Origin of the sequence: Micromonospora sp. KC606, from assembly GCF_004348675.1 — a bacterium.
Classification (GTDB): Bacteria; Actinomycetota; Actinomycetes; order Mycobacteriales; family Micromonosporaceae; genus Micromonospora.
Window position 1 is genome coordinate 1 of sequence record NZ_SMKN01000027.1, and the last position, 26,101, is coordinate 26,101.

Consider the following 26,101-nt stretch of genomic DNA (forward strand, 5'->3'; position numbering starts at 1 on the left):
GTCGAGGGTGGCGGCATCCGCCGCGGCGCCGGCCTCCAGCAGGACCGTCGCCCACACCCCCGGCCCGAGGCTGGGCAGGATGCCCCGCACCGCCGGGTACGCCGTCTCGTCCGCCGCGATCAGCACCCGCGTCGCCGGCCCCGGCTCCCACTGCACGCCGTACCTGGGCTGGCCGGCCTGGATGTGCGGACCCGACAGGATCAGTCGGTCGCCCGGTCGGGCCCCCGCCGCCCAGCCGCTTGCCGGACCGTGCGGCTGGTGCAGGTAGAAGTCCAGGTCCAACTCACCCGCCGTCGGCCGTGTCCGGTACGCGGTGTAGCTGCGCAGCCATGGACGCTCGCGGTCGGGGACGGACCGCCACTCGCGCCGCCACACCTGCTCGGGCAGCCCCGCCCGCAGTCCGGCAGGGTAGTCGCCGGTGATCGGCAGCATGATCTTGATGCGCTGGTCGAGCTGGTGCGGGGCCAGGTCCCGCAGTCGTTCGTCGCCGAGCGTGACGCGGACGAACCCGGGCGACAGTCGCCGGGTCGCCGTCACGGTTGTCTCGAACAGGATGTTGGGCGAGTTGCGGAAGGCGGACATGCCGGCAGAGGTTAGCGGGCCCGGTCCGGCCTGCTCGTCGGCCCGGTTCTGCTGGCCGCGCGGACCGGCTTGTCCTCCAGCTCCCGGGTGCGCCGCCGGGGACCACTCCCCGTCGTCGCGGAGAACCAAGGCCCGGATCGCCGAGCTTGCCGACCGCGTCGCTCGACATCCGCGCCGAGTTGCACGATGGGGCCGACGACGCGCTCGATGTGGAACGTGCCCGCGCCGAGGCGTGGGTCAGCGCGTTCCACCTCGCCGAGGAGCGCAATCGCCGCCGCACACGGGGGCGCGATAGTCAGGCCGACGGTCCGGGGCCTCGCCGGGCCGAAGGACCGGAGCACGGCGCGGTCAGTGGGAGCCTGGTCCGGGGATATGGATGCCGGCGGCGCGGAGCTTGGTCGCGAAAAGCGCGGCCAGCTGCGCCGCGGCGTCGGCTCTTCGCCGTGGTGGACGATCAGCGTGTACCGGGTCGCGGAGTCAGTGCGAGCTTGTAGACCGGTCACGGTCTTCAGCAGTGCGGGGCTGGCGAGGTAGTGGTCGGCCGCGGCGGTGGCGAGCTCGGCGATGCGGGGTCGTCGGGTTCCCAGGCCGTTGCTTCGGCTGGGCGCTTGGTCAAGGCGACGAGCCCCTCGGCCTTGCGGTGGAGATTTCCCGCGTGTTGACCGGTCCGGGCGGGGTCGTGCCGGTGGCGTCTAGCTGGACGCTGGCCTTTCGATGGTGCCGGTTAGCGGGTCTTCCTCGTTGCCCGCTTGCGGGGCGGCGTCAACAGGTTGGCGATCGCGGCGATGGCGGACGGCACCGGGCGGTAGATCGCCCAGACGCCGCGCTTCTCACGTTCGAGCAGGCCGGCTTCGGTGAGGATCCGAAGGTGATGACTCACGGTCGGCTGGGAAAGCCCGAGCGGCGCGGTGAAATCACTCACGGACGCCTCCCCCGCCGGAGACGACTGGATCAGACTGAGCAGTCGCAGCCGGGCCGGGTCGGCGCCGCGCCGGTCTGGATTACCTGGTCCTCGACGCCCAGCCGCAGCCGGGTGGGGCGTGGCGGCATGGCTGGGACTCGTTGCGGTTGTTCTCACCGGCGGAGCACAGCCCGCTGCCGGGGTGGGGGATGCCTCGGCAGGAGGGCGAGGAGTTCCCGACCGCCGGGCACGTCGTGGACTACCTGCGTGCCTATGAGCAGCGGTACGAGCTGCGGGTGCGTCGGCCGGTCCGGGTACGCGAGGTGCGGCGGGCCGGGGAGCGCCTGGCGGTGGAGACCGACGCTGGGAGATGGCTGGCCGGGTACGTCATCTCGGCCACCGGTACGTGGGAGTGCCCGTACGTGCCCGACGTCCCGGGCCGTGCGGAGTTCGCCGGCCGGCAGCTGCACACGGTGCACTACACCTCGCCGGAGGAGTTCCGGGGGCAGCGGGTCGTGGTTGTCGGTGGAGGTAACTCAGCGGCGCAGATCCTGGCGGAGGTGTCCCGGGTCGCGGAGGCCACGTGGGTAACGGTGCGCCCGGCGCGGTTCATGCCGAACGACGTCGACGGTCGGGTGCTGTTCGGTGTGGCCACCCGCAAGGCCGCCGGTGGCGCCGGTGAGAGTGTCAGCGACCTTGGTGACATCGTGATGGTGCCCAGCGTCCGCGACGCGCGGGACCGCGGAGTCCTGCACCCCCGTCCGATGTTCGCGCGGCTGACCGAGCGCGGCGTGCAGTGGGCAGACGGCACCGAGCAGCTGTGCGAGGCGATCATCTGGTGCACGGGCTTCCACGCCAACCTCACCCACCTCGCGCCACTGTTGCCCGGATGGCAGAAAGGGGAGGTGGTCACCGAGGGCACCCGGTCAGTGGACGAGGCGCACCTCTACCTGCTCGGCTACGGCGATTGGACAGGGCTGGCATCGGCCACGCTGGTGGGTGTCGGCCGTACAGCGAGAGCGACGGTCGCCGACATCGCCTTCCGCCTGCGCGGATAGCCGTCGGCCGAAGGCCCGGCCAAGTTGGCCGGACCCCGGGGTGGCACCGATTGGGGCAGGGCGGCGAGGTACCGCTCCGTCGAGGGCGGCGCAGCCGGTGCCGGCGGCGGTGATGGCCTGGCGGTAGGTGTGGTCGAGGAGGTCTCCGGCGGCGAACACGCCGGGCAGGTTGGTGCGGGTGCCGGGTGCCGCGACAGTGACGTAGCCGTCGTTGTCGAGGGTGACCTGGCCGCGGAACAGTCCGCTGCGCGGGTCGTGGCCGATGGCGACGAACACGCCGGTGACGTCCAACAGCCGGGTCTCGCCGATGTGGATGTCCCGTAGCCGAACTGCGGCGACGGTGCCGTCGTGGCCGAGGATCTCCTCGACCACACTGTTCCACACCACATGGATTTTCTCGTTGTTCAGCGCCCGTTCGGACGTGATCCGGCTGGCGCGGAAGCTGTCGCGGCGGTGGATGACGGTGACGCTGCGCGCGAAGCGGGTGAGAAGGTGGCTTCTTCCATCGTCGGGCACGACACCCCCATCAGCCGTTCCTCTCCCGACCACGAGCGGGGGCACGTTCTGACACCAGGACTCAACAGGTCCAGGCGGCGGGAGTGCTCACCCGCCCGCGGCTACCGGGTACCGGCTCTGCCAACGGCTGGCCCGACAGCTCCCACTAGGCGGTGGGGCGCAGTTCGGTGAGGAGCTTCTCGACCCGGGTGCGGATCTCGTCGCGGATCGGGCGGACGGCGTCGACGCCCTTGCCGGCGGGGTCGACGAGCTTCCAGTCCTCGTAACGTTTGCCGGGGAAGACGGGGCAGGCGTCGCCGCAGCCCATGGTGACGATCACGTCAGACGACTCCGCGGTCTCGTACTCGAGAAGCTTGGGGGTCTGGTCGGTGATGTCGATGCCGACCTCGCGCATGGCCTCGACGGCGGCCGGGTTGACGGTCTCGGCGGGTGCGCTGCCGGCGGAGCGGACCTCGACGGCGTCGCCGGCGAGGTGGCGTAGCCAACCGGCGGCCATCTGGGAGCGGCCGGCGTTGTGCACGCAGACGAACAGGACGCTGGGCTTGTCACTCATCGGGTGCCTTCCATGCGATGCGAGGGCCGGTTGACCGGCATGTCGCCAAGGTTTGGGAACAGGTGGGCGGGGGCGCTGTTGCGGTCGAGCATCCGGTAGCGGCCGGGGCAGTGTCGGCGGTTGACGAAGCCCGGACCAGGCCGAGCGCCGCTGGTGGCCGTCGGGTGCGGTGTTGTCATGAGCGGTGGCTGGCGGTGGCGTCGTCGGTGGGGACGACGACCTGGTCGGCGGCGGCGCCGGCGTCGGGGTAGAGGGCAGCGAGCAGGCCGATGCCGACGGCGAGGCCGACGAGCTGCGCCAGGACGAACCCGGGCACCGAGGTGGGGGCGATGCCGGCGAAGGTGTCGGTGAAGGCGCGGCCGATGGTGACCGCCGGGTTGGCGAACGACGTCGAGGAGGTGAACCAGTAGGCGGCGCCGATGTAGGCGCCGACGGCGGCGGGAGCGACCGGGGCACGGCCGGAGCGGGCGAGGGCGAAGATCAGCAGGATCAGACCGGCGGTGGCGACCACCTCGCCGAGCCACAGGTTGGCGGCGGTGCGGTCCTTGCCGGAGAAGTCGACGGCGGCGAGGTCGAACATGAGGTTCGCCAGCACCGACCCGGCGATCCCCCCGAGGACCTGCGCGACGGTGTAGCCGGCGAGGTCGCGGGCGGTGAGGCCGGTGCCAGCGCGGCGGCCGAGAAACCAGTCGGCCGCCGAGACGACAGGGTTGAAGTGGGCTCCGGAGACCGGGCCGAAGATCAGGATGAGCGTGCCCAGGGCGAACACCGTGGCGATCGAGTTCTCCAACAGTTGCAGGCCGACGTCGCCCGGGGAGAGGGTCGTCGCCATGATGCCGGAGCCGACCACGGCGGTGACCAGCAGGGCGGTGCCGGTGAACTCGGCCAGCAGGCGCCGCCGAAGTGCGATGGTCATTGGTCTGTTCTCTCCCGTGGTGTTGCTGTCCCGGTACGCCGGGCAGTGATGGTTATCGGGTGGCGGGGACGTTCAGCTCGTCGAGCAGGCGACGGACGCGACGTTCGATCTCGTCGCGGATCGGCCGCACACCGGTGAGGTCGCGGCCGGCCGGGTCGGCCACGGTCCAGTCTTCGTAGCGGGTGCCGGGGAAGACGGGGCAGGCGTCACCGCAGCCCATGGTGACCACGACGTCGGCGGCGCGGACCACCTCGTCGGTCCACGGCTTAGGGAACTCCTCGGAGATGTCGATGCCGCGTTCGGCCATCGCCGCGACGGCGGCCGGATTGATCTCGATGCCGGGGTCGCTGCCACCGGACCAGGCGATGGCCCGGTCGCCGGCGAGGTGGGCGACGAAGCCCAAGGCCATCTGGGAGCGGCCGGCGTTGTGCGTACACAGGAACAACACGACCGGACGGCCGTCGCGGTGGTGGCCCTCGACGCGGGCCAGGGCTCGCAACCGCTGGCGGGCGAAACGCTCGGCGAGCAGCGGCAGATAGTTCGGGACGCTGGCGGCGGTGGCGAACTGGTCGTAGCTGCTGTGCAGGAACCGCTCGATGGTTTCGGTGCCGTAGCTGCCGTCGAACTCCTCAGTCAGGCGGGCCGCGGCGGTGTGCAGGGCGACCTGCTGGTCGAGGGTGATTTCCTGATGGAAATGGGCGGTGGTGTCGGTCATCGGGGGCCTCCGGGCAGGATGGCGGGGGCGAGCCGGTCGACCCGGTCGGCCAGGTCGGCATAGGCCGTCTCGAACGCCTCGTCGGTGTCGACGCGGACCGGGTCCGGGACGGACCAGTGCAGGCGGGGGCGGACCGGGCCGGTCAGTTCCTCGTGGGCGTTGTCGCAGACGGCGATCACCAGGTCGTCGTCACGGACGACGTCGGTGACGTGGGCCGTGCCGGCAGGGTCGAGGGCGAGATGGTGGCGGTGGGCCACGGCCACCGCGCGGGGGTGCACCCGGGAGGCGGGCTTCGTGCCGGCGCAGGCGGCGTCGCTGCGGGTGCGCTGCTTCCACAGGGCGGCGGCCAGCTGGGAGCGGGCCGAGTTGTGGGTGCACACGAACACCACCCGGCCGACACCGGGCAGGCGTGGGGTGACGAGGGCGGCCAGCGTCTCGGGGCGTAGCCGCAGGTAGGTGCGGCGCCGGTCGCCCTCGGATCGGCCCTTGGTGACCAGGCCGGCGTCGGTGAGGACCTTGACGTGGTGGGCGACCAGGTTCGTCGGCATGTCGAGGGCGTGGGCGATCTCCCCGGGAGAGGCATCGCCCAGGGTGAGCGCGTCCACGATCGCCAGGCGTGCCGGGTCGCCGAGTGCGGCATGGATCCGGGCTCGCCGCGCCAGCGAAGAAAGCTCAGCGTCCATTGGCTCAATACTTGCTGAGCCAACCCCGTGGAGTCAAGCTGATCCCGGCAGGGGTGGCCGGACTCAGGGATGTCAGCAGCAGGTGGTCAGGTACGACTGCAGGTCCGCCAGAGCCGCGAGGGCGCCATCTCGGTCGGCCCGGTAGAACACCGTCTTGCCGTCCCGTCGCGAGGTGACCACTCCGCCACGTCGCAGCAGGGTCAACTGCTGTGACGCGGTGGCCTGGCTGATGCCGACCCGCTCGGCCACCTCACCGACGGACATCTCGGCGCCGCGGGCGAACAACATCATGATCCGCTGCCGGGTGGGGCTGCCGAGGGCCCTGAGGAACTCCTGCGTCCGGGGCGCAAGACCCGGGGCTGCGGTGGCCTGCGGCCCGGTCGGCCGGTCGTCGGCGGTCTGGCTCATGGTCACACCTTTCCCCGCCACCATCATATTGTCATTCAACGAAATGACGATATGATGGCTGGGTGACTGCTCAAGCTGATCCCCTGGTCATCGTCGGCGGCGGCCAGTCCGGCCTCGCCGCCGCCCGCGCCGCCCTCGCCGCCGGCCTGCGTCCGGTCGTCCTGCACGCGGGCACCGAACCGGTCGGTTCGTGGCCGGACTACTACGACAGCCTGACCCTGTTCTCACCCGCCCGCTACAGCGCCCTGCCCGGCATGCCTTTTGCCGGAGACCCCGACCACCACCCCCACCGAGACGAGGTCGTCGCCTACCTGCACCGCTACGCCGCGACTGTCGACGCCGAGATCCGCACCGGCGTGCGGGTCGCCGCGGTCCACCCTCGCGCCGACAGCGGATTCCTCATCCACACCGAGGCAGGTGACCAGATCGCCGCGGCCGGCGTCGTCGCCGCCAGCGGGTCCTTCGGCAACCCGTACCTGCCCGACCTGCCTGGCCGGGGCGACTTCACCGGCGACCTGTTGCACGTCGCCGACTACCACCGGCCCGGCCCCTACTCCGGCAAGCGGGTCGTCGTCGTCGGGGCGGGCAACTCCGCGGTGCAGGTCGCCCACGAGCTCGCGGCGCACGCGCACGTCACCCTCGCCACCCGGGAGCCCGTCCGGTTCCTGCCCCAGCGCATCGGCGGGCGGGACCTGCACCACTGGCTGCGCGCCACCGGCGCCGACCGCCTCCCCCGACGGATCCTCACCCACCTGATCCGGCACGCCGCCGTGCTCGACGCCGGCGCCTACCGCCAGGCCATCGCGTCCGGGCGGCTCGCCCGCCGGGACATGTTCTCCGCCTTCACCCCCGAGGGCGTCGTCTGGAGCGACGGCACAACAGAAGCGGTGGACACCGTCATCTTCGCCACCGGCTACCGCCCGGATTCAAGCTACCTGGAGCCCCTCGGTGCCCTGGCCCACGGCACGCCCCGGCAGGTGGACGGACTCTCCACCACCCACCAAGGGCTGGCCTACGTGGGGCTGGAGTTCCAGCGATCCTTCGCCTCGAACACGCTGCGCGGCGTCAGCCGCGACGCCACCCACGTGATGCGCGCCCTCGCCGCACACCTGTCCGGTCGGCGCAGGCCGCCACGCCCGGCACGCGTCCCGACGTCCACGCGCGGCCGCACCGCTGGCACACCACGCTGACAGCCCAGGGGCGGGCGTCGCGCAGACCGCGTGACGGTGTTACTAGCCGGACGGCTCGACGGCGAGCAGCGCCGCCAACTGGCGCAGGATCACCGGACGCGCCCGGTAGTAGACCCAGGTGCCGCGCCGCTCGGCCTCCACCAGACCCGCCTCGCGCAGCGTCTTCAGGTGGTGCGAGATGGTCGGGCCGGTCAGGTCGAACGCCGGCGTCAGGTCGCACACGCACGCCTCCCCGCCCTCGGCGGAAGCGATCATCGACATCAGCTGCAACCGCACCGGATCCCCGAGAGCCTTGAACGCGGGCGCGAGGACCGCGGCCGTCCCCGCCGGCACCCGCCGCTGCGCCAGCGGCGGGCAGCAGGGCGCGTCGGTGTTCAGGTCGATGACGGTGAGCGGCGCGGCTTGATTCGACATACCTCTAGGTTGACATCCCTCTAATCAGCGTGCAAATCTCTGTTTAGACGAACGTCAAGACAGGCGGCGGCGAGGTCGTCGTGTTCAGCAAGGCTCGGCGGTCATCGGCAGCCCCGGCGGGAGTGCTGTTCTGCGACTCCCGTGCCGAGGCGTCCGGCGCCGCCCAGCGCCGCCACGAGCACGCACGCGCCACCGCGAACATCCGATAACCGAAAGGACATCCTGATGAGCGAGAACACCCAGACCGTTGACGGTTTCGCCGGCGACCCGGCCGCCCTCGCGGTCACCGGATCCGGCTCCTGCTGTGCAAGCTCCGCCCAGGCGGTCGGCTCGATCCCCCCACCCGCCGGTGAGGCGGCGATCGCCCGCCCATGCTGCGGCACGGCGGAGGCCGCCCAGGCTGCCGGTTCCTGCTGCGGCGCCGACGCCAAGGCCGATGCCATCTACGCAGGGCAGGGGTGCTGCGGATGATCTCGACCACGCCCACCGACCTGATAGACTTCTATCGCCTATCGGCGATAGACGATGAAGGGAGCGGATGGTGGGTGACTTACTCGACCGGGCGACCGCGCAGACCTACGCTTCGTGGTTCCGGGCCCTCGCGGACCCGACGCGGGTGCAGATCGTCGAGTACCTTGCCCGACACCACCGACCGATGAGCGTCGGCGAGATCGTCGCCGCCGTCGGACTGGCCCAGTCCACCGTCTCCCAACACCTGAAGATCCTCACCGAGGTGCGGTTCGTGCTCGTCGAGCCGATCGGCACCGCCCGCCACTACCGCATCAACGACGCCTGCGTCGGCTGCTTCCCGTCCGCCGCCGACGTGGTCATGGGCCGCCCGGCTCCAGTCCCGAACGGAGAGTGCTGATGGCCGACATCACCGTCCGCCCGATGGCGACGGACAACGCCGACCGAGTCCTGGCGATCTACCAGGCCGGTCTCGACACCGGTCAGGCCAGCTTCGAGACCGTCGCCCCGACCTGGGCGGCGTTCGACGCCGGCAAACTGGCCGACCACCGGTTCGTGGCCATCGACGCAGACGAGGTCGTGGTCGGCTGGGTCGCCGTGTCACCGACGTCGACCCGCGCCGTCTACGCCGGTGTGGTGGAGCACTCCGTCTACGTCGACCCCGCCGCCCAGGGCAGAGGCGCCGGCCGGCTGCTCCTCGATGCCCTGATCGCGTCCACCGAGGCCGCCGGCATCTGGACCATCCAGTCCGGCGTCTTCCCCGAGAACACCGCCAGCCTCGCACTGCACCAACGGGCCGGGTTCCGGGTCATCGGCACCCGCGAACGCGTCGGCCGCCACCACGGCCGCTGGCGCGACGTCGTCCTCCTCGAACGTCGCAGCCCGACCATCCACTGACCGCCGGCCGCTGCCGTAGCAGGCACCCCACAACCTGCTGATTCGACAAGTGTCAACATAAGGAGTTCTTGATGAACGCCCTGGACCAGCCGCCTGTCGCCGTCATCGGCGCGGGCCCGGTCGGCCTCGCCGCCGCCGCCCACCTCCACGAGCGTGGCCTGCCCTTCACCGTCCTCGAAGCCGGGAACACCGCCGGTGCCGCCGTGCGGCAGTGGGGGCACGTACGCCTGTTCTCCCCGTGGCGGTACAACATCGACCCCGCCGCCCGCCGGCTGCTCGACGACGCCGGCTGGATCGCCCCGGACCCCGACACCCTGCCCACCGGCGCAGACCTCGTCGGCGACTACCTGCAGCCACTGGCGGCATTGCCGCAGCTCAAGCCGCACCTGCGCTACAGAACCCGCGTTGCGGCGATCAGCCGACTCGGGTTCGACCGGCTCCGTACGGCTGGCCGCGAGCAGGCCCCGTTCCTGATCCGCCTGACCGACGGCGAGGAGATCCTCGCCCGCGCCGTCATCGACGCCTCCGGCACCTGGGACACCCCCAACGTCCTCGGCGCGTGCGGCCTGCCCGCCCACGGCGAGCGCACAGCCAACCCATTCCTGGAACAGTCGCTGCCGGACGTGCTCGGCGCCGGCCGGGCCCGCTTCGCCAGCCGCCACACCCTCGTGGTCGGAGCCGGACACTCCGCCGCCAACAGCTTGCTCTCCCTCGCCGACCTCGCCAGCCAGGAACCAGGCACGGAGGTCACCTGGGCGATCCGTTCCGCCTCCCCGGCCCGCACCTACGGCGGCGGCGACGCCGACGCCCTCCCGGCACGCGGCGCACTCGGCACCCGGCTGCGCGACCACGTCGACGCCGGCCGCATCCGCCTACTCACCGGCTACTCCGTCCACACGATCACCCCCACCGGCGGCCGGGTCTCCGTGCTCGTCCGCCACGCCGACGGCACCGACGAGTCCATCACCGTCGACCGCATCGTCGCCGCCACCGGCTTCCGCCCCGACCACACCATCGCCGCCGAACTGCGCCTGGACCTCGACCCCATCATGGGCGCCACCCGCGCCCTCGCCCCGCTCATCGACCCCAACGAACACTCCTGCGGCACCGTTCCCCCGCACGGCGTCGACGAACTCGCCCACCCCGAACCCGGCTACTACGCCGTCGGCATGAAAAGCTACGGCCGGGCACCCACCTTCCTCATGGCCACCGGCTACGAGCAGGTCCGCTCCGTCGTCGCCGCCCTCACCGGCGACTGGCAGACAGCCCGCGACGTCCAACTCGACCTGCCCGAAACCGGCGTCTGCAACAGCAACCCCAGCGACTCCACCGGCACCGAAAGCTGCTGCGGCCCCGCACCGCAACCCGCCGGAAAAGGACTCGCCACCGGCATCTCCGGCGGGCTGCTGTCCGCACCGCTGAACCTCATCAGCCTCAACACGCCGGCAACCGGCCAGACCGGCGGCGGCTGCGCCAACTGATGGCCACCTCCACGACGGCGCCCGCCGAACCCACGGTCGGCGGGCGCCACGGCTGGGGCATCGTCGCCGCCCTCGCCATCACCTCGACCGTCGGCTACGGCACCCTCTACTACGCCTACGCGGTCCTCCTCAGCCCCATGGCTGCCAGTCTCGACGCCTCGACCACCGCCGTCACCGGCGCGCTGACCGCCAGCGTTCTCGCCGGCGCCCTGATGGCCATCCCGGTCGGCAGGTGGCTCGACCGGCACGGCGGACGCGCCCTCATGACCACAGGCTCGATCACCGCCACGACCCTGCTGGTCGCCTGGTCCCAGATCCAGACCATCGGGCAGCTCTACGCCGTCATGATCGGCATCGGGATCAGCGGCGCCATGATCCTCTACGAACCCGCCTTCGCCGTCATCGTCTCCTGGTTCACCACCGACCGGCGCCCCACCGCCCTGCTCGCCGTCACCGTCGTCGCCGGGTTCGCCAGCACCATCTTCATGCCCCTCACCGGTTTCCTGGTCGCCCACCTCGGCTGGCGCGGGGCGCTGCTCGCGCTCGCCGCCGTCCACGGCGCGGCAACCGTGCCCCTGCACGCCCTGGTCGTCCGCACACCGCCGCACATCAACACACCCAGCCCCACGGCGCGGCCGGACCACTCCGTGCGCCGGGCGGTCGCAGGCGCCGCGACGCGCGACCCGCGATTCTGGATCCTCGCCGCCGCCCTCATCGCCCACGGCGCCGCCACCAGCACCATCAGCGTCCACCTCGTCGGCTACCTCACCAGCCGGGGCCATTCGGCCACCTTCGCTGCCACCGCCACGGGCCTGCTCGGCGTCCTGTCCGTCACCGGACGACTCGTCCTCACCAGCACCCGACGCCGCCTCTCGGTCACCACCATCGTCGCCGCGATCTTCGCCCTCCAGGCGGTCGCCGTCCTCGCCATGCCCCTCACCGCCGCAACCCGCGTCGGCGCCGTCGTCACCATCACCGGATTCGGGCTCGGCTTCGGCATCACCAGCCTCGCCACCCCGGCCCTGCTCACCGACCGCTACGGCACCACCGCCTACGCCACCATCGCCGGACGACTCGCCGCCCCCGCCACCATCGCCAAGGCCACCGCGCCTCTCGGTGCCGCCGCCATCCTGCACATCAACGGCGGATACACCCTCCTACTCGCCGGCGTGGCCGCCTGCTGTGTCCTCGCCGCCACCGGCATGCTGGCACGCGCCACCGCCCCGCCCGGCTGACACCGCCGCCAACAGCACCCTCGGGCATCAAACAGCACCGCCACCAGCCTGAAGACGCGACAGCCGCATCACACTGACCACAGCCACAGCCACCAGGGCCACGGACCGTCCTCGCCCCAGGACGGCGTGAGAGGTGACCGACACCAGGATCACCGATCCTGCACACATGACCTCAGCCGACATCGACTAGTCGGTCACCACCGATTGCGAGACAGAGCCGAGATCTAAGCAGTCCCTCTGTCCTGGATCTGCGCGGCGGCGCGGCGGAGTTCGGCGATGACCATTCGGATGGCTCGCCGGGCGGTGCGCTCGGGGCGGTGAAGCGCGTCGATGTGGCGTTGGGCGTGTACGTCGCTGAGCGGTCTTAGGACGATCGCCGGGTGGCGGCGCGCGGTCCAGCGCGGCATCAGGGCGAGACCACCGCCGGCGGCGACGGCCTCGGCGGCGACGGAGAACTCGTTGATGCGGTGGACGATGTCGAGTCGGCGGTTCGCTGCGGCGCCGATGGCCTCGATGGTGGCCAGCAGCGGGAAGTCGTCGTGGACGGTGATCCAGGGTTGACCTGCTACATCCTGCGGGGAGAGCCGTGTCTTGTCGGCCAGAGGGTGGCCGGCCGGTAGAGCCACGTCCAAGGGCTCATGGAGGAGGGGGGTGACCGTGACGGTGCGCGGCCACGGCGGAGCATGGTCGAGTCTGTGGGCGAGTACAAGATCATAGTCGCGGGCGAGCCGGGGAAAACGGTCCTGGGCCACGTCCTCGTCGGCTAGCACGAGCCGGGGATTGCCCGGCCCGGCCAGGCCGCGCAACAGCAGGGGGAAGAAGGTCGCCCCCGCGCTGTGGAACGCCGCGACCGACACGTCACCGTCCGGTTGCTCGAGGAAATTGGTGATCGTCTGCCGAGCCCGGGCCAGTGCGGTCTCCACCTCGACTGCCGCGCCGGCCAGTGCCTGGCCGGCGTCGGTGAGGACCACCCGCCGCCCGGAGCGTTCGGTGAGTGGGACGGGGATCGAACGTTGCAGCAGCCGCAGCTGCTGTGAGATCGCGGACGGCGTCACCAGCAGAGCCTCGGCGACCGCGCTGACGCTGCCGAGTTCTCCCAGCTCACGCAGGATCCGCAACTGCCGTACGTCCATCCAGACAGTGTAGGGAGGCTACAAAACTATTTCAGAAGTTGGGCCTGGGCTTCAGCGTTCGTGTGGCTCAGCGTGGGCGCATGTCTGATGCCCGCCGTACTGATGCGGTACTTCTCCTTGTCGCGATCGTCTGGGGTTCCAGCTACTTGACGGCGAAGACGGCCACCGTCGCCCTACCCGTCCTGGTGGTGCTGTTCGCCCGCTATGCGATCGCCGCCGTTTTCTGTCTCGCCCTGGTCGTTTCCCGCCGGGCGACCCGCCGCTGGACCCGCGATGAGGTGCGCGTCGGGTCGCTGCTGGGCGTCAGCCAGGCGGCGGTGCTGGTGCTGGAGACGTACGGGGTAGCGCACACCAGTGCCGCCAACGCGGGTCTGATCATCAGCCTGACGATCGTGCTGACGCCAATGCTCGACCGGACCGGTGGACGCGGCAGGCTGCCCCTGACGTTCTTCGCCGCCGCCGGCGTCTGCGTGGTGGCCGTCGGTCTCCTGCTGTCCGGCACCGAGTTGCGCGCCGTCCGCAGCGGTGACCTGATGATGCTCGCCGCCGCGGTGGTGCGTGCCGGGCACGTCGCTCTCGTCGGGCGGCTTTCCTTGGGCCGCACCCTGCGCCCCCTGCACCTGACGGCCGTACAAACCGGCGTCGGCTGCGTGCTTTTCCTGCCCCCGGTCGCCGGCGACCTCGGCGTTCTGGCCCACAGCAGTGGCCTGACGTGGGCCCAGCTCGTCTACCTCGCGTTGTTCTGCGGCCTGTTCGCCTTCCTGTCCCAGACGTGGGCCGTGCAGCGGACCTCCGCAAGCCGGGCCAGCCTCCTGCTGGGCACCGAGCCGATCTGGGCGGTCGCTGTCGGGGCCGGGCTCGGCGGTGAACGGCTCACTGCCCTGGCCGCTGTGGGCGCGCTGCTCATGGTCGCCGGAACCTACTGGGGCCAGGCCATCGAGCGCGCCCACCGCGCCGGGCCGGAACACACCACGGTGCCCGGTGCCGAGCCACTCGTCGGTGTTCCGGAGGGCAGGCGTGCCTGACGCCTCTTGGGCCGACCGCTGCTCCGGCGGTGAGGCCGTCACCTGGGAGCGATGCCTACCTGGGCGGTCGGCCAGAAAGGCGTCCAGTGGGCCACCTCACTTCCCAAGGGCGAGAACGCGGGTTAGCATAACGCGCGTTACGCAACAGTGGTTATGCAAAGGGGTCGGATGCCGAAGCAGGTAGAGCACGAAGAACGGCGGGCGACGATCTCGCAAGCCGTCTGGCAGGTCGTCTCGGACAGCGGTCTCGAGGGCCTGACGCTGCGTGCGGTCGCAGCCGCTGCAGGTTGCACCACGGGCATGGTCACCCACTACTTCTCGGACAAGAAAAAGCTGCTGGCCCACGCCCGTACCGAGATGCACCGCCGAATGGCGGCCCGTATCGACACACTGCCCGTTGCCGCCAGCGCCCGCGACACCCTCTACGCCGTCGCCGAGCAGGCGCTGCCCCTGGACAGGGAACGACACCTGGAAGCCATTGTCTGGTCCCAGTTTTTGCTCACCACCCGCCACGATCCCGCCCTGCTCGCCGAGCACACCCGCAGCCACGCCTCCTGGATCCGTCGCCTGACCGGCCTGGTGCGCGCCGCCAGCCCGGCTCGTACGGAACCGGGGCTCCTCGACGACCGGGTGCGCAGCCTGGTCGCCTGCCTGGACGGTCTCGCCCTCAATGCCGTGACCGACCCGAACGCCTATCCGGCCGACCTGCAGCGACGCGTGCTGCAGACCCAGCTCGACCTGATCCTCGAAGGGAACCCCAGCAAGTGACAACCTCCGCCCCGGCCATCACCGCCGTCGCGGCCGACGACCCGAGGATCCTTCGGCTCGTCCGGGACCTCGACGCCGACCTCACCGCCCGCTATCCCGACGAGCCCTGCACCGGCGGCGCCCACATCGACCCCGCGATACGCTTCCTGCTCGCCGAGGTGAACGGCCGACCGGTTGGCTGCTGCGCCGTACAGCCTTTCCCGCCACCGGACACCGCGGCCGAGCTCAAGCGCATGTACGTCGCTCCCGAGGCACGGGGCCAAGGCGTCGCCGCCCGACTGCTGGCCGAGGCGGAGCGCACCGCCGCCGCCCTCGGCCACACCGGGATGCGCCTGGAGACGGCCGTCCACCAGCCCGAGGCCATCGCGCTGTACACCCGGGCCGGATACCTGCCGATCCCCAACTACCCGCCGTACCAGCACAAGTCGCTCAGCCGCTGCTACGCCAAACCCATGCCGCTGCCCGCAGCCCGATCGGCGGACAGGGAGGAACTCATGGCCTTCCTCACGGGCCAGGGGCTCTCGCCCCAGGACGTATTCGCGCCCGGCACCCGGTACTGGCTCACCAGGGATGCGGCCGGCCCGGCGGCGGCTGCAGGCCTGGAGCGGCAGGGCCACTGCGTGCTGCTGCGCAGCATCGCCGTCCGCGCCGATCTTCGAGGATGCGGGGCCGCACGGCGGCTGGTCGAGCACGTCCTCGCGGAAGCGGCTGCGCAGGAAGGACGTACGGCATACCTGTTCTCCACGAGCGCCGGACCCCTCTGGGAGCGACTCGGGTTCCGGCCGGTGCCGGTTGCCGAAGCCGCCGAGGTCCTGTCCGAGGCACCACAGGTACGTCGATACCGCGAGACAGGAGCTCTGGCCGACGAGGCCGCATGGCGCCGTGACCTCGCCGACACCGAGGCATGCAACCTGCCGCCCATCAGCCGCTACAGGGCCGACGCACCGCACACAATTCCGGTCGCCCGCAGATGAGACAGTCGCCTCCGGGCTCCCGCGCGCCTTTAGGTGGCGGCTGTGGACGAGCACTCTGATCAGTCGCCTGAACTGCTTCGTTCGCTCCTTTCCTGGTCCTGTATCCGACGGCGGAGCGCGGCTACCCGGAGCGCCTCGCTGGACTGGTCGCGGCGCTCTTCGGAGGTATCGCGGTACGACCGCGCGGTCAGCGGCTGTGAGTGATCCGACGGCACGCGACCATCGGTGAGCGCGAGGGACTGATGGTGAACAGCACGCGTCCGAGGTTCGGCTATTCCTGCTGATGTGGAGTCCGCGCACCGGCCCCGCGTCGCATACGATGGTCCTTGGCTCGCGGCGCTGCCTGGGGCCGAGACGACTGTGGACGTCGGCTGCGGCAGCGGCACCCTTCCGCAAAGCTACGCCGCCGCGAGTCGACCGGGCTGGTCACCGGTCTTGATCGATCCGGCGCGGTGGTGTGTCACTGCCGCGGGCCGTGCGCTGGCCTTGGTCGCCGACGCAACGAGTACATCGGACCGATTGGATGAAACGATGCGCAATACCGAGATGGCGAAGCTGGGCGGCCTCGTGGGCGAATGGGCGACGAAGATCTCGGATGCCTTCTTCCTCGAACCGCCGGGCACCGAGGTACCGGGCACCACCACCATCGAGTGGCTCGGGGAGTCGCTACTGGTCGCGCGGTCGAAGTTCGACGGGGGCCGGCAGGCGCGTTCCGAGATGAGTCTCGTCCTCGGACGCAGCGACGCGAACGATCGGTTCGTCGCGCTCTACCAGGACGACCGCGGCGTCTGCCGCGAGTTTGCCATGACCTTCGACGGCGGGCACTGGACGATGACCCGTGAGGACCCGGACTTCCACCAGCGGTTCATCGCCGACGTCGAAGAGGACCGGATCCTCGGCCGCTGGGAGGCGTCCGAGGACGCCGGCAAGTCCTGGCGGAAGGACTTCGACCTCACCTTCGAGCGCGCCTGAAATCTGGCGCCTCCGATCGACGAGCACCGCGCACCATTGCCGGCAGATCCGGGCGTCGTCAGGGTCGGCGCAGTGGTACGCACGCGTCCGCCTAGGCGGTCACCTCGGTGAAGAGGCCGGGGCGGGTACTGCCGAGGATGATCCCGATGTTCGTCATGCCTGGTCCGTTTCCGCTGATCCGATGGTTACTGATGGTCGGAAACGTTGTGCAACGCGAATTGATCCCTTTATTCGCACGCACTGCCGTTGCCGACGTCCGGATCACAGCGCCGCGTCGAGGCCGTTTTGAGCCTCAGCACACTTGCGTCGCGCAGGTGCGCGAGGTCCCCCACTGCCGTGCGAGTTCGGCCTGCTGGCTGGGTCTGTGGAAATGTGTAGCGCGTTGTGGCGTATGTACGGATACTGTGCCGGTGACTGGTTCTGTATCGCCTCAGCTGCTTCGACCACGTGCGTTGAGGCCCGGAGATCTCGTCGTTATCGCTTCGCTGTCCGGGCCGCTGCCTGCGGCTCACGAGTGCAACGTTGAGCAGGCGGTGGCTGTGCTCGAGCGGATGAGATTCCGCGTGCGTCGGGCACTGCTGCTGGAAGTAGGGCGGCACCATTGGTGGAGCGCGGCGACGCCGGCGGAGATCGCCGCGGAACTCAATGGTCTTCTTCGTGATCCTGAGGTTCGTGCGATCATCGCGGCTGATGGCGGCCAGACGGCGTTCGGCTACCTCGACTTGATCGACATTGAGGCGATCAGGGCCGACCCGAAGCCGATCCTTGGATATAGCGACATCTCCTTGCTGCATCTGGTGCTCTATGCACGCACGGGCTTGGTCGGGTTTCATGCCGACATGGCCGTGCCTGGCTTCGGCGAGCACTGGCAGGCTGCGGCGGCGACGCGCCAAGCGGAACTTGAGAAGCTGTACACCAGGTTGCTGACCGATACCGAGGTGATCGGTGCGTTACCTGCGAGCTCGTCGTGGGAGTGCTGGCGCGACGGGCGTGCCGAAGGACGGCTAATCGGTGGGGTGATCAATCGAATCGCGCTGGTGCAGGCAACGCGCTTCGCGGTGCCGCTCGAGTGGTTCGACGGTGCCGTGTTGTTCTGGGAGGAGATGGGCGGCCACACGTCGCACGTGTGGAGCTATCTGCAGGTGATGCGGCACTGCGGCATCCTCGACCGGATTTCCGGCATGGTGGTGGGCGTTCCGCGCGAGATCGCCGGACTCGACTCGCCCGAGGCGTCCCCGACGCTGTCCGAGATCGTCCTTGACGTACTCGGCGACCGTGACATCCCAGTGCTGGGCAACGTCGAGCTCGGACATGCCGGCCCGAACCTGCCGATGCCGGTCGGCATCCGTGTCGGCCTCGATACGCAGCAGCGGACGTTGTCCCTACTCGAACCGCCGGTACGGCCGCACACGATGACGGAGCCGGTCAGCTGAGCGCCGCGGATCATGAGATCACAGCTTCCCGCGACCGCCTCGCCGGTGATGTGGGTGGTCATGCTTCGGTCTCTTCGGGGCACGGGCGGGCCGACGGCCGTGGTGCCACAGACGTCGATCGAGTCGGGAACCTCGGCTTCGGGGCCCTGATCTGGGTCGTTTGTTCGGCCGGCAGGAGAGGCCGTTCACGGGCCAAGTGTGGTACGTCGATGCGTCAGCGAAGCAACCTGTCGTCAACTGCGACTGCGGCATATGAAGTGAAGCCTCTCAACTCGTCCGCCCCTGACAACCTCGCCGGGTCGTACCGGCAAGCGGGCAGCCAGGTCGACGAATGCCTGGCCTTCGGCGTCGGCGTCGGCGTCGGCGTCGGCGTCGGCGTCGGCGTCGGCGATTACACGATCGGTGTGCTGGTGCAGGCGTACAGGTAACTCGTCGACGGTCACCGTCCGATAGTCGACAACTGCACCTGCAACTCGCCCTCGAAACCTGCGCCGCCTCGGGAGACGCAGTCTTCGTCGGTAGTCAGTTCACACCTGGAGCGGCTGCTGTGGCAGTTGGTGGGCAGATTGCCGCGGCGCCGCCCATCGTCGGCAATCCGATGCACGGCTGGACGCCGAGGATGCAGGTTGATTTGCTTCTGCCACGAGGCGCCGGGCTGGCAGAAGGGCGGGCCAATGCAGGTATATGCGGTCTATCACGACGGCGAGGGAAAGTTTCTTCTGGCCACCAAGAACAATAGGGGATATTTTTTTCAGCCCAACCGCAGGAATCCGCAGGGGGCGGTCTATCCGAAGGGGTTCGATCTCACCCCGTACGGCGGCGGCAAGCGGGCACTGCCCGGTGGCGGAATGAACGACGGCGAGTCAATTCGGGGCTGCGCCGCGCGGGAGTTCCGGGAGGAAACCGGTGTCACAATCGATCCGCAGGCCGGCTACCAGGAGTACCGTCCGGACATCCCGGGGTACGTGGGTAAGTTCGCCGCCGGCTTCTTCCGCACCACTCCGCAGAACCTGCAAGCGGCCTGCGATGCGATCAACCGTATTCATCTGGACTCGGCCGGGAAGGCCGCAAGGGCCGTCCGCGAACAGCAGATCAGGTCCTATGGACAGCTACGCCAGAATTTCCCTAAGGCGCCGATGGATGACGAGCTGAGTTCGGTCGGAATCCGCGACATAGACGATCCGACGACCATGGCCATGGTCTACAGCTGGCAGTCGATCACAGGAATGGACTGGTACTTCTCCATTTTTGCCTACTTTCTCCAGCACGTTGCACCGACCGGGCCGGCAGTGCTCCACCAACGAAAGGGTGCCGACATGACCGACCAGACAGTCCAGAGCGCTGCCCCGCAGCTCTCCCAGGCATTGGCTTTGGGACAGGGCTTCAACGTGTACGGGGCGTTCGACACCTCCAGCCTCACCGTCCCGATCGTCGACTCGACCCAGGCCGGTGAGCGGGTGTTCCGGTTCCGTGGCGTCGACTACTCGGTGCCCGACTACGTGGTGGCGCAGGAGGACCCCAAGTCGTACGTCGTCAAGGCGGTCAGCGAGAACCGCGAGGAGGCCCAGGACGAGCTGTCCGTGCACGCCGGCATCGGCGCCTCGCACGGCGCGTTCAGCGGCGAGATCGAGGCGACGTTCGGAGCGTCCCGCACCACCACGGCGGACAGCTTCCTGTGCTCCTGGCGCTCGTACGTGCCGCTCGCCGTGTTGCAGGTCAATCCCAGTAAGGCCAGGAGGTGCCTGACGCAGGACTTCACCGCCGCCGTGGCCGCGCTGCCGGTGCCGCTGCCGGTCGACGAAGAACTGGCCACCTATTTCGACTTCTTCGCCGCGTACGGTCCGTTCTACACGAAGGCGGTCGTCATCGGTGGTGAGATGTCAATCTTCAACTCGGTGCGCAAGTCGAGCCTGCTGACCGCGATCGATCTCAGCGCCAGCATGCAGGCGCAGTACGACGGGTTGTTCACCGCTGGGAACCTGGACATCGGGGTGGTCGGCGCGCAGAAGTGGTCCGCGTACCAGCAGGCGTCCACCGTGGCGATCAGCGCCAACGGCGGAGACCAGGCGCTGGCGCTGCGGCTCAGCGGCGCCGACCCGTGGCGGTTCGAGCAGCCCTCGGTCGACCTCTACGCGCAGTGGGCGGACAGTCTCGGCTCGGCGCCGGCGATCGTGGACTTCCGGCTCGGGGGCGTCTGGGAACTCGTTGACGACCCTGAGCGGGCCCGGGCCCTTCAGGAGGCCTGGCAGCTCTACGCCGCGCAGATGCACCCACAGTTGAGCGTGCAGACCTCCTCGGAGCAGATGGCGTGGCCGGTGGTGGCGACGCCGAAGCCGCCCATCGTCATCCTGGGAACGCAGATCAAGCCCGAGACGCCACCGGTGATGCCGGTGGGCATCCACGCGATCGTGTTCCGCGCCGACGACCTGTCCGTACCCGGCGGCATCGCGCTCAACCGGGTCTACCAGCTCGCCAACAAGGAGAGCTGGCCAGCGACGTACGACGACATGTGGAACGCCTGCGCCGCCGACATCCAGGGCTCGTACGACCTCGCCGGGAACATCCTCGTGCTGGCCACCTACGGCCTCGACCGCGGCATGCCCCCGACGCACACCGCACTGGGCATGCTGGAGACAGCTGGCGCGGGACCGGTCGTCAACGACTGGATCGCCCACGCCGACGCCGGCAGCATGATGGGCGGCCCGACCACCTGGATCGGCTACGCGTTCAGTTACGCAATGGTCGGTGTGTTCGGCGGCGCGCCCGGCACGGCGATCGAGGTAACCACTTCGCTCGGTGGTGGTGGCAAGCTCACGTTGCAGACCTTTTTCTACCGCGACCGGTTCGACGGCCAGTACACCATCGCCCGGGGCTGACCGTCGCCGTGAATGACCTGCTCATCGTGGGGCACGGCGGATGCCGGACCGGGTACGGGCGCGTGTTGCGCAGTCTGGCCCGGCATCTGTCGGCCCATACCCGGCTCCGTTACCTGACGCTCGGCCGACCGGAGCCGGTTCCGCCCGGGGTCACAATGGTCGAGCCGGTCCAGCGGGGCGACCTGTACGGCTTCGCGTCGCTTCCGCAGGTGCTCCGCAACCATCCCACCGACACACTGCTGGCCTGCCACGACCCCACGGTTCTCGCCGGGTACGCGCGGATCGCCCGGCGCGTCGCGCCAGCTGTCCGGGTGGTCCTCTACCTACCGATGGAGTGGCAACGGCTGCCCGAAGAGGTACTGGACGGGTTGGCGCTGGCCAACCACATCGTCTGCTACACGCAGACCGCCCGGAGTTGGCTCACCGGCCAGTGGCCCGCCGGGCGGCCCACGCCACCGGTTTCGGTCATCGGCCACGGCGTCGACCGGACGGCGTTCCGGCCGCTGTATTCCGGCCCCGATCCGCGACGAGCCCGCTCCCGGCGGCGGGCCCGCCAGCTGCTCGGCATCCCGGACGACCAGTTCCTGATTCTGAACGGCAACCGCGACACTCCCCGCAAGCGCCTGGACCTCACCCTGTGCGCCGTGGCCGAGTGTGCCCGCGCGCTGCCAAGTACGCACCTGGTCCTGGTGCACGGCCAGCACCGGCGCGACGAGGTCGCGCGGCTCGGCCTGACCGGCCGGGTGACGGTCCCCGACCACCAGCCGGACGATGCCACCCTGAACCTCTACTACAACGCCGCCGATGTTGGGCTCAACACGTCGGCCGCCGAGGGCTGGGGACTGGTGTCGTTCGAGCACGCCGCCGCCGGGGCTGCCCAGATCGTGCCGGACCAGCCGGCGGCTCGGGAGATCTGGGCCGGGGACGCCGTCACCGTGCCGTGCCACACCGTCGCCGACCCGGATCCCGTGCCTGGATACGGCGAGGTCGATGTCGCCGCCTGCGCTCTGGCGCTCCGCCAGCTGGGCGAGGACCCGGGCCTGCGGGCCCGCTGGGACGGCGCCGCATCCCGCGTGGCGAACCGACGAGACAATGACTGGGCTTTCCTGGCCCACCAGTGGCTCGTCCCGCTGGCGATGCCGCAGGCCGCGACAACCTGACCGGCATGTCTGGATGCCCGATCCGCCCATCACCTGACCTCTCGGGCGCTGTGAGCATCCTGGGGCGCGCCTCGCGAGCGAGAGGCCGCCGCCGTCGAACCCGGCGCTCGCCCCGGAGGCTCCTCCCCTGTCGACAGACGGCGCATCATGGTCGTGTCGCGGTCGCTGAAGGTGCTCCTAGGGGTCGCTCTGATGGCAGTGGCGTCCGGTCGCCGGTTTCTTCATCCGCGACCGGGACACCAAGTTCGACGCCGTGCTCGCTGATCAGGGCGTGCAGGTGGTGAAGACGCCACCTCGCACACCCCAAGCCAACTGCTTCGTGTCAGGTCACGTTGCTACGGGCTACGGCAAAGCACAGGCCAGCCACGATCAGTGCGTACGGGCCCCAGAAGTATCGCTCCCAGGTGCTTGAGGAGGCGACGTTCATCAACGCGCCGAGAAGCAGGAGCCCGAAGAGAATCCATGTGCCCCAGCGGGCCACGGCCTCGGGCATGGCGAGCATTCCGAACCCGGCCCGACGAGTCACGAGCATCGCGGCGCCGGCCCAGGCGAGGACGGCCAGGGCGCTCGCGATCCTCAACCGGTGGGGCAACGAGCCGGTGTGGGTGCCGCCCCACGCGGCTTGCCCCAGTGGCGCTCCCAGCGCGAGGGCCAGTTGGAACAGCGCGATGCCGACCAGCCCGACGACTGCCGCTGTCGCCGTGGCCCGCACCAGGGTCAAGTTCGCTGTTGTTGTGATCATTGTGGGTGCTCCCGCCGTGAGAGTTCGATGTGATCGAGTGCAGCGAGGCATTCGTCTGCCCAGGCGATCACCGCATGGGCATGGTGGCGTCCCGCTGAAATGGTGAGTTGCCAGAAGGGCGCATCGTCGGCGTGCTGCGGCTCGCCGGCGATCTCAGCGTCGAGGTCGTCGAATTGGCGCAGCCGTTGTTGTGCGTCGGCCTTGGCGTTGGTGGTGAGTGCCCGGCATGCCTCGACTCCCAGGGTGCGACCGAAGAACAGGCGCAGGAGCAGACCGTTGCGTGCGGGCACTGCCTGGATCGGCTGGGTGAGCAGCTCACGAAGCCGGCGGGCCCCCGAAGGGGTGAGGGCATACGTCGACGAGCCGCGCTTGACTGATCCGTCGCGGCGGACGAACCCGTGGCGCTCCAGGTCGGCGAGCGCCGGGTAGATCTGCCCGAAGCTTTCGTTCCAGAAGTGGCCGAGAACATCGCGGATTGCCTCTCTCAGCGCGTAGCCGGTCATCGGCTCGATGCTCAGCGCGCCAAGCACGGCCATGTCGGTCTGGCTGGAACGTGCCATCGCCCGCCTCCTCACCCCTGCCCTAGCTATCTGCCAGATATATCTACTAGATAGGTGGCGTCGCGTCAAGGATCCTCGTCACGACCAGGTTGGTCGTGAGCGGCCACTTGATCATGGGGCTGGGTGGACCGATCATCGCGTCGGTCGGCCGCCGCGCCGGGTGGCAGACCACGACACACGATGTCGCCAGCGTCACAATCCCAGCAAAACATAGACAAACTTGTTTGATTCGAACACCCCGTCATCGGCACCGCGCTACGCCAGCTCCAGTACGCCGAGGGCGCCCGCCAAGGGGTCGGCAAGCGCTCGCGTCGCGAGCTCGCCGCCGAGCACACCCGCCGCTACACCGCGAAACCCTCGACCGCACCTACCTCACGCCGATCGTGTCGGCGCTGCCGAGCAGCGGGACCGCAGCGCTGCTCTGTGTCGAACGCGAGTCGAGCAAGAGTTCGGGCCCCGATTCGCCGTCGACCACCGGGCCTTTGCGCAGGACCTCGGGCGAAGGACGCTAGCGCCGATGCCGGGTGCGGTGACCGCGTTCCGTTCAGCGGTCCGGTAGCAGCCCGTGGTCGCGGGCGTATAGGGCGGCCTGGGTGCGGTCGCGGAGGCGGAGACGGCCGAGGATGCGGGAGATGTGGTTCTTCACCGTGCCCTCGCTCAGGAACAGCCGGCTAGCTATCTCCCGGTTGGTCGCGCCGGTCGCGATCAGGCCGAGGATGTCGATCTCCCGCGTGGTCAACACCGGGTCTGGGCGTGGTGTGGGTGGCGGCGCGACGAACCGGGCTCCATCACTGGCCAGGGTGGCAGCCAGGCTGGCGGTGATGGAGAAGTCGAGCTGCGCAACGCCAGCATTGACTAGCCGCACCGCCTGAGCGAGGGCGGCTGCGGGCAGATCCTTGAGCAGGTAGCCTGCGGCGCCCGCGTGCAGCGCTTGGAGAACGTACTCCTCATCGTCGAACGTGGTCAGCATGACCACGCGGACCTGCGGCGCCCGCCGGTGCAGGATCGCGGTGGCCTCGACCCCGTCCATCTCCGGCATCCGGACGTCCATGAGCACCACGTGCGGCTGCAGTTCGACCGCCGCGTCGACGGCGGCCTTGCCGTCAGACGCGGTGCCGACCACCGTGACGCCCGGCTGGATGTCCAGCAGCGACGCGATGCCCTCCCGGACCAGCTGCTGGTCGTCGACGACCAGCACGCGCACCGGGTCGCTCTCGGTCACGCCGGCCACCGGGCGACGGACGCGGCGGTCGTGCGCGGAATGGTCACGGTGATGACGGTACCGGCGCCCGGCCGACTGTCGATGCTGATCTGCCCGCCGAGCTGTTGCACCCGTTCGCGCATGCCGAGCAGGCCGAGGCCCTCGACGGTGGCCCCGGCCTGGGCGGCCGGGAGGCCACGGCCGTCGTCGGCCACGGTGAGCCGCGCGCCCGCCTCGTCGAACGCGACCGAGACGGTCACCGTCGCCGCCTGGGCGTGGCGTCGGGCGTTGGTCACGCCCTCCTGGGCAGCGCGGTAGAGCGCGGCGAGCAGGGCCGGTCCATACCGATGCGGCTCGCCGGTGACGGTGACGGTGACTGCCGGCCCTCCGCCATCGGCGCTGTGCGCCAGGTCGGTGAGGGCGCTGGGCAACGAGAATGGTGGCGTTGCGTCGCGCAGTGCGTGCACCGATCGGCGTACCTCGGTCAGGGCGTTCCTGGCCGAAGCGCGGGCGTCGTGCAGCGCCTGCGCTGCCAGCGCAGGGTCTCGGTCGTGGAAAGCCGACGCCTTCTCCATCTGGATGGCGATCGCGGTGAGGTGGTGGCCGAGGCTGTCGTGGATGTCCCGGGCCACCCGGTTGCGTTCCGTTGCCGCGGAGAGCTCGGCGATCCGGTCCAGTGTGCGTTCGAGGCGGGCACGGGCGTCCCGTTCTGCGATGGCCACCGCCGCCATGCAGATCGCGAGTACCAAGCCGATGGAGAACATGAGCAGGTCCGAGACGTACTCCGCGTCGCGGTACCAGTCGGGTGTGGACGCCGTGAAGACGACGGCGATGAGCGCGAGGCAGATGCCGGCCAGCGCGACGCTCACCGCGCGGCCGAAGGCGAAGTACGCCACGAACGGCACCAGGACGAACAGCGCCCGCGAGGTGCCCGAGCCGTCGAGCAGCGCCGCCGCGACGAAAAGCGCGAACCGCACGGCGAGCAGCGCGGCGGCCGGACCGGGCGGCATCGTGACCGGGTAGCGGCGCCAGTGGAAAGCCTCGACTCCGAACAGCAGCGTCAGGACGGCCACGAAGCTGGCGAGGTGGGCCGGTCGCTCGCCGGCCTCTCCGATCACGGACCAGTAGACGCCGCCAGCGAGCACGGCGCCGTACACCACGGCCACCACCCACGGGACAGCGCGCCGGGGCCCGTCCATCCGGTACTCCTTCCACCGCTTCCTGGACAGCAGGCTACGGC

At 70.0% G+C, this 26,101-nt stretch carries 27 protein-coding genes and 2 pseudogenes; 14 read left to right on the forward strand and 15 right to left on the reverse strand.

Translation table 11 applies throughout. The features are described 5' to 3' along the window. Both E1193_RS09085 and E1193_RS09100 read right to left on the reverse strand, forming a co-directional pair. Nucleotides 1-582 (reverse strand): siderophore-interacting protein (locus tag E1193_RS09085; protein WP_132182122.1); only part of this gene is annotated, 582 nt, incomplete at its 3' end. Between the two features lie 724 nt (nucleotides 583-1,306). Continuing rightward, nucleotides 1,307-1,567, reverse strand: a pseudogene (locus tag E1193_RS09100) (metalloregulator ArsR/SmtB family transcription factor); the annotation flags it as partial. Nucleotides 1,568-1,587: 20 nt separating this feature from the next. Here E1193_RS09100 and E1193_RS09105 point away from each other — a divergent pair. Beyond that, nucleotides 1,588-2,463, forward strand: a pseudogene (locus E1193_RS09105) (ArsO family NAD(P)H-dependent flavin-containing monooxygenase); the annotation flags it as partial. On the opposite strand, the gene E1193_RS33025 reads toward E1193_RS09105, so the two are convergent. From E1193_RS33025 to E1193_RS09135, 6 genes are all read right to left on the reverse strand, one after another. Continuing rightward, the gene (locus E1193_RS33025; RefSeq protein WP_347877017.1) at nucleotides 2,410-3,102 is read right to left on the reverse strand and encodes an FAD-dependent oxidoreductase; all 693 of its coding nucleotides are present in this window, start codon (nucleotides 3,100-3,102) and stop codon (nucleotides 2,410-2,412) included. The pseudogene E1193_RS09105 and the gene E1193_RS33025 sit on opposite strands and share 54 nt — an antisense overlap. A gap of 100 nt (nucleotides 3,103-3,202) precedes the next feature. Next, nucleotides 3,203-3,610, reverse strand: a complete 408-nt coding sequence (locus tag E1193_RS09115; protein ID WP_132182130.1) for an arsenate reductase ArsC — start codon at nucleotides 3,608-3,610, stop codon at nucleotides 3,203-3,205. A 175-nt stretch (nucleotides 3,611-3,785) separates the two neighbouring features. Next, nucleotides 3,786-4,526 (reverse strand): MIP/aquaporin family protein, encoded by a 741-nt coding sequence (locus E1193_RS09120; RefSeq protein ID WP_132182132.1) that lies wholly within the window; start codon nucleotides 4,524-4,526, stop codon nucleotides 3,786-3,788. 52 nt (nucleotides 4,527-4,578) lie between these two features. Then, a complete protein-coding gene (locus E1193_RS33030; RefSeq protein WP_132182134.1) occupies nucleotides 4,579-5,241 on the reverse strand; it encodes an arsenate reductase ArsC in 663 nt (220 codons plus the stop codon). Next, nucleotides 5,238-5,924 (reverse strand): helix-turn-helix domain-containing protein, encoded by a 687-nt coding sequence (locus E1193_RS09130; protein WP_132182136.1) that lies wholly within the window; start codon nucleotides 5,922-5,924, stop codon nucleotides 5,238-5,240. The genes E1193_RS33030 and E1193_RS09130 overlap by 4 nt, the downstream gene beginning before the upstream one ends. Before the next feature lie 72 nt (nucleotides 5,925-5,996). Continuing rightward, nucleotides 5,997-6,332 carry a metalloregulator ArsR/SmtB family transcription factor gene (locus E1193_RS09135; protein ID WP_132182138.1) on the reverse strand — a complete coding sequence of 112 codons (336 nt, stop codon included), beginning with the start codon at nucleotides 6,330-6,332 and terminating at the stop codon, nucleotides 5,997-5,999. Between the two features lie 62 nt (nucleotides 6,333-6,394). On the opposite strand from E1193_RS09135, the gene E1193_RS09140 reads away from it, so the two are divergent. Continuing rightward, a complete protein-coding gene (locus E1193_RS09140) occupies nucleotides 6,395-7,522 on the forward strand; it encodes an NAD(P)/FAD-dependent oxidoreductase (RefSeq protein WP_207922639.1) in 1,128 nt (375 codons plus the stop codon). Between the two features lie 42 nt (nucleotides 7,523-7,564). Here the strand turns inward: E1193_RS09140 and E1193_RS09145 are convergent, their stop codons facing one another. Continuing rightward, on the reverse strand, nucleotides 7,565-7,936 hold the full coding sequence (locus tag E1193_RS09145) for a metalloregulator ArsR/SmtB family transcription factor (RefSeq protein WP_132182140.1): 372 nt from the start codon (nucleotides 7,934-7,936) through the stop codon (nucleotides 7,565-7,567). 225 nt (nucleotides 7,937-8,161) lie between these two features. On the opposite strand from E1193_RS09145, the gene E1193_RS09150 reads away from it, so the two are divergent. From E1193_RS09150 to E1193_RS09170, 5 genes are all read left to right on the forward strand, one after another. Then, nucleotides 8,162-8,407, forward strand: coding sequence for a hypothetical protein (locus tag E1193_RS09150; protein WP_243707446.1), 246 nt, complete (start codon nucleotides 8,162-8,164; stop codon nucleotides 8,405-8,407). Between the two features lie 67 nt (nucleotides 8,408-8,474). After that, nucleotides 8,475-8,804, forward strand: a complete 330-nt coding sequence (locus tag E1193_RS09155) for a metalloregulator ArsR/SmtB family transcription factor (protein ID WP_132182142.1) — start codon at nucleotides 8,475-8,477, stop codon at nucleotides 8,802-8,804. Continuing rightward, nucleotides 8,804-9,301, forward strand: coding sequence for a GNAT family N-acetyltransferase (locus tag E1193_RS09160; protein WP_132182144.1), 498 nt, complete (start codon nucleotides 8,804-8,806; stop codon nucleotides 9,299-9,301). Before E1193_RS09155 ends, E1193_RS09160 begins: the two co-directional genes overlap by 1 nt. 71 nt (nucleotides 9,302-9,372) lie before the next feature. Beyond that, the gene (locus tag E1193_RS09165; RefSeq protein WP_132182146.1) at nucleotides 9,373-10,782 is read left to right on the forward strand and encodes an FAD-dependent oxidoreductase; all 1,410 of its coding nucleotides are present in this window, start codon (nucleotides 9,373-9,375) and stop codon (nucleotides 10,780-10,782) included. Further along, nucleotides 10,782-12,017: an MFS transporter gene (locus tag E1193_RS09170; protein WP_132182148.1), complete on the forward strand. Its 1,236-nt coding sequence runs from the start codon at nucleotides 10,782-10,784 to the stop codon at nucleotides 12,015-12,017. The genes E1193_RS09165 and E1193_RS09170 overlap by 1 nt, the downstream gene beginning before the upstream one ends. Before the next feature lie 224 nt (nucleotides 12,018-12,241). On the opposite strand, the gene E1193_RS09175 is transcribed toward E1193_RS09170, so the two are convergent. Next, entirely contained in the window at nucleotides 12,242-13,150 is a 909-nt protein-coding gene (locus E1193_RS09175) for a LysR family transcriptional regulator (RefSeq protein WP_132182150.1), read from the reverse strand. An 80-nt stretch (nucleotides 13,151-13,230) separates the two neighbouring features. Here E1193_RS09175 and E1193_RS09180 point away from each other — a divergent pair, with 80 nt between their 5' ends. From E1193_RS09180 to E1193_RS09205, 5 genes are all read left to right on the forward strand, one after another. Beyond that, nucleotides 13,231-14,175: a DMT family transporter gene (locus tag E1193_RS09180; protein WP_132182152.1), complete on the forward strand. Its 945-nt coding sequence runs from the start codon at nucleotides 13,231-13,233 to the stop codon at nucleotides 14,173-14,175. 168 nt (nucleotides 14,176-14,343) lie between these two features. Further along, nucleotides 14,344-14,943: a TetR family transcriptional regulator C-terminal domain-containing protein gene (locus E1193_RS09185; RefSeq protein ID WP_165945689.1), complete on the forward strand. Its 600-nt coding sequence runs from the start codon at nucleotides 14,344-14,346 to the stop codon at nucleotides 14,941-14,943. Next, entirely contained in the window at nucleotides 14,940-15,917 is a 978-nt protein-coding gene (locus tag E1193_RS09190; protein WP_243707449.1) for a GNAT family N-acetyltransferase, read from the forward strand. The genes E1193_RS09185 and E1193_RS09190 overlap by 4 nt, the downstream gene beginning before the upstream one ends. A gap of 360 nt (nucleotides 15,918-16,277) precedes the next feature. After that, a complete protein-coding gene (locus tag E1193_RS09200; RefSeq protein WP_132182156.1) occupies nucleotides 16,278-16,889 on the forward strand; it encodes a hypothetical protein in 612 nt (203 codons plus the stop codon). 191 nt (nucleotides 16,890-17,080) lie between these two features. Continuing rightward, nucleotides 17,081-18,322, forward strand: coding sequence for an LD-carboxypeptidase (locus tag E1193_RS09205; RefSeq protein WP_279433315.1), 1,242 nt, complete (start codon nucleotides 17,081-17,083; stop codon nucleotides 18,320-18,322). A 233-nt stretch (nucleotides 18,323-18,555) separates the two neighbouring features. Here E1193_RS09205 and E1193_RS09210 read toward each other — a convergent pair whose 3' ends face one another. Next, nucleotides 18,556-18,765, reverse strand: coding sequence for a hypothetical protein (locus tag E1193_RS09210; protein ID WP_132182160.1), 210 nt, complete (start codon nucleotides 18,763-18,765; stop codon nucleotides 18,556-18,558). A 231-nt stretch (nucleotides 18,766-18,996) separates the two neighbouring features. Here E1193_RS09210 and E1193_RS09215 point away from each other — a divergent pair, with 231 nt between their 5' ends. Then, nucleotides 18,997-21,198 (forward strand): MAC/perforin domain-containing protein, encoded by a 2,202-nt coding sequence (locus E1193_RS09215; protein WP_132182162.1) that lies wholly within the window; start codon nucleotides 18,997-18,999, stop codon nucleotides 21,196-21,198. An 8-nt stretch (nucleotides 21,199-21,206) separates the two neighbouring features. Then, nucleotides 21,207-22,358: a glycosyltransferase family 4 protein gene (locus E1193_RS09220; RefSeq protein WP_132182164.1), complete on the forward strand. Its 1,152-nt coding sequence runs from the start codon at nucleotides 21,207-21,209 to the stop codon at nucleotides 22,356-22,358. Nucleotides 22,359-22,680: 322 nt separating this feature from the next. On the opposite strand, the gene E1193_RS09230 is transcribed toward E1193_RS09220, so the two are convergent. The 4 genes from E1193_RS09230 to E1193_RS09250 all read right to left on the reverse strand — a co-directional run bounded on the left by E1193_RS09230 (nucleotide 22,681) and on the right by E1193_RS09250 (nucleotide 26,060). Continuing rightward, nucleotides 22,681-23,100, reverse strand: a complete 420-nt coding sequence (locus E1193_RS09230) for a hypothetical protein (RefSeq protein ID WP_132182166.1) — start codon at nucleotides 23,098-23,100, stop codon at nucleotides 22,681-22,683. Next, nucleotides 23,097-23,660, reverse strand: coding sequence for a PadR family transcriptional regulator (locus E1193_RS09235; RefSeq protein ID WP_132182168.1), 564 nt, complete (start codon nucleotides 23,658-23,660; stop codon nucleotides 23,097-23,099). Before E1193_RS09235 ends, E1193_RS09230 begins: the two co-directional genes overlap by 4 nt. Nucleotides 23,661-24,204: 544 nt before the next feature. Continuing rightward, entirely contained in the window at nucleotides 24,205-24,882 is a 678-nt protein-coding gene (locus E1193_RS09245) for a response regulator transcription factor (protein ID WP_132182170.1), read from the reverse strand. Next, nucleotides 24,879-26,060, reverse strand: a complete 1,182-nt coding sequence (locus tag E1193_RS09250) for a sensor histidine kinase (RefSeq protein ID WP_132182172.1) — start codon at nucleotides 26,058-26,060, stop codon at nucleotides 24,879-24,881. Before E1193_RS09250 ends, E1193_RS09245 begins: the two co-directional genes overlap by 4 nt. Nucleotides 26,061-26,101 lie beyond the last annotated feature (41 nt).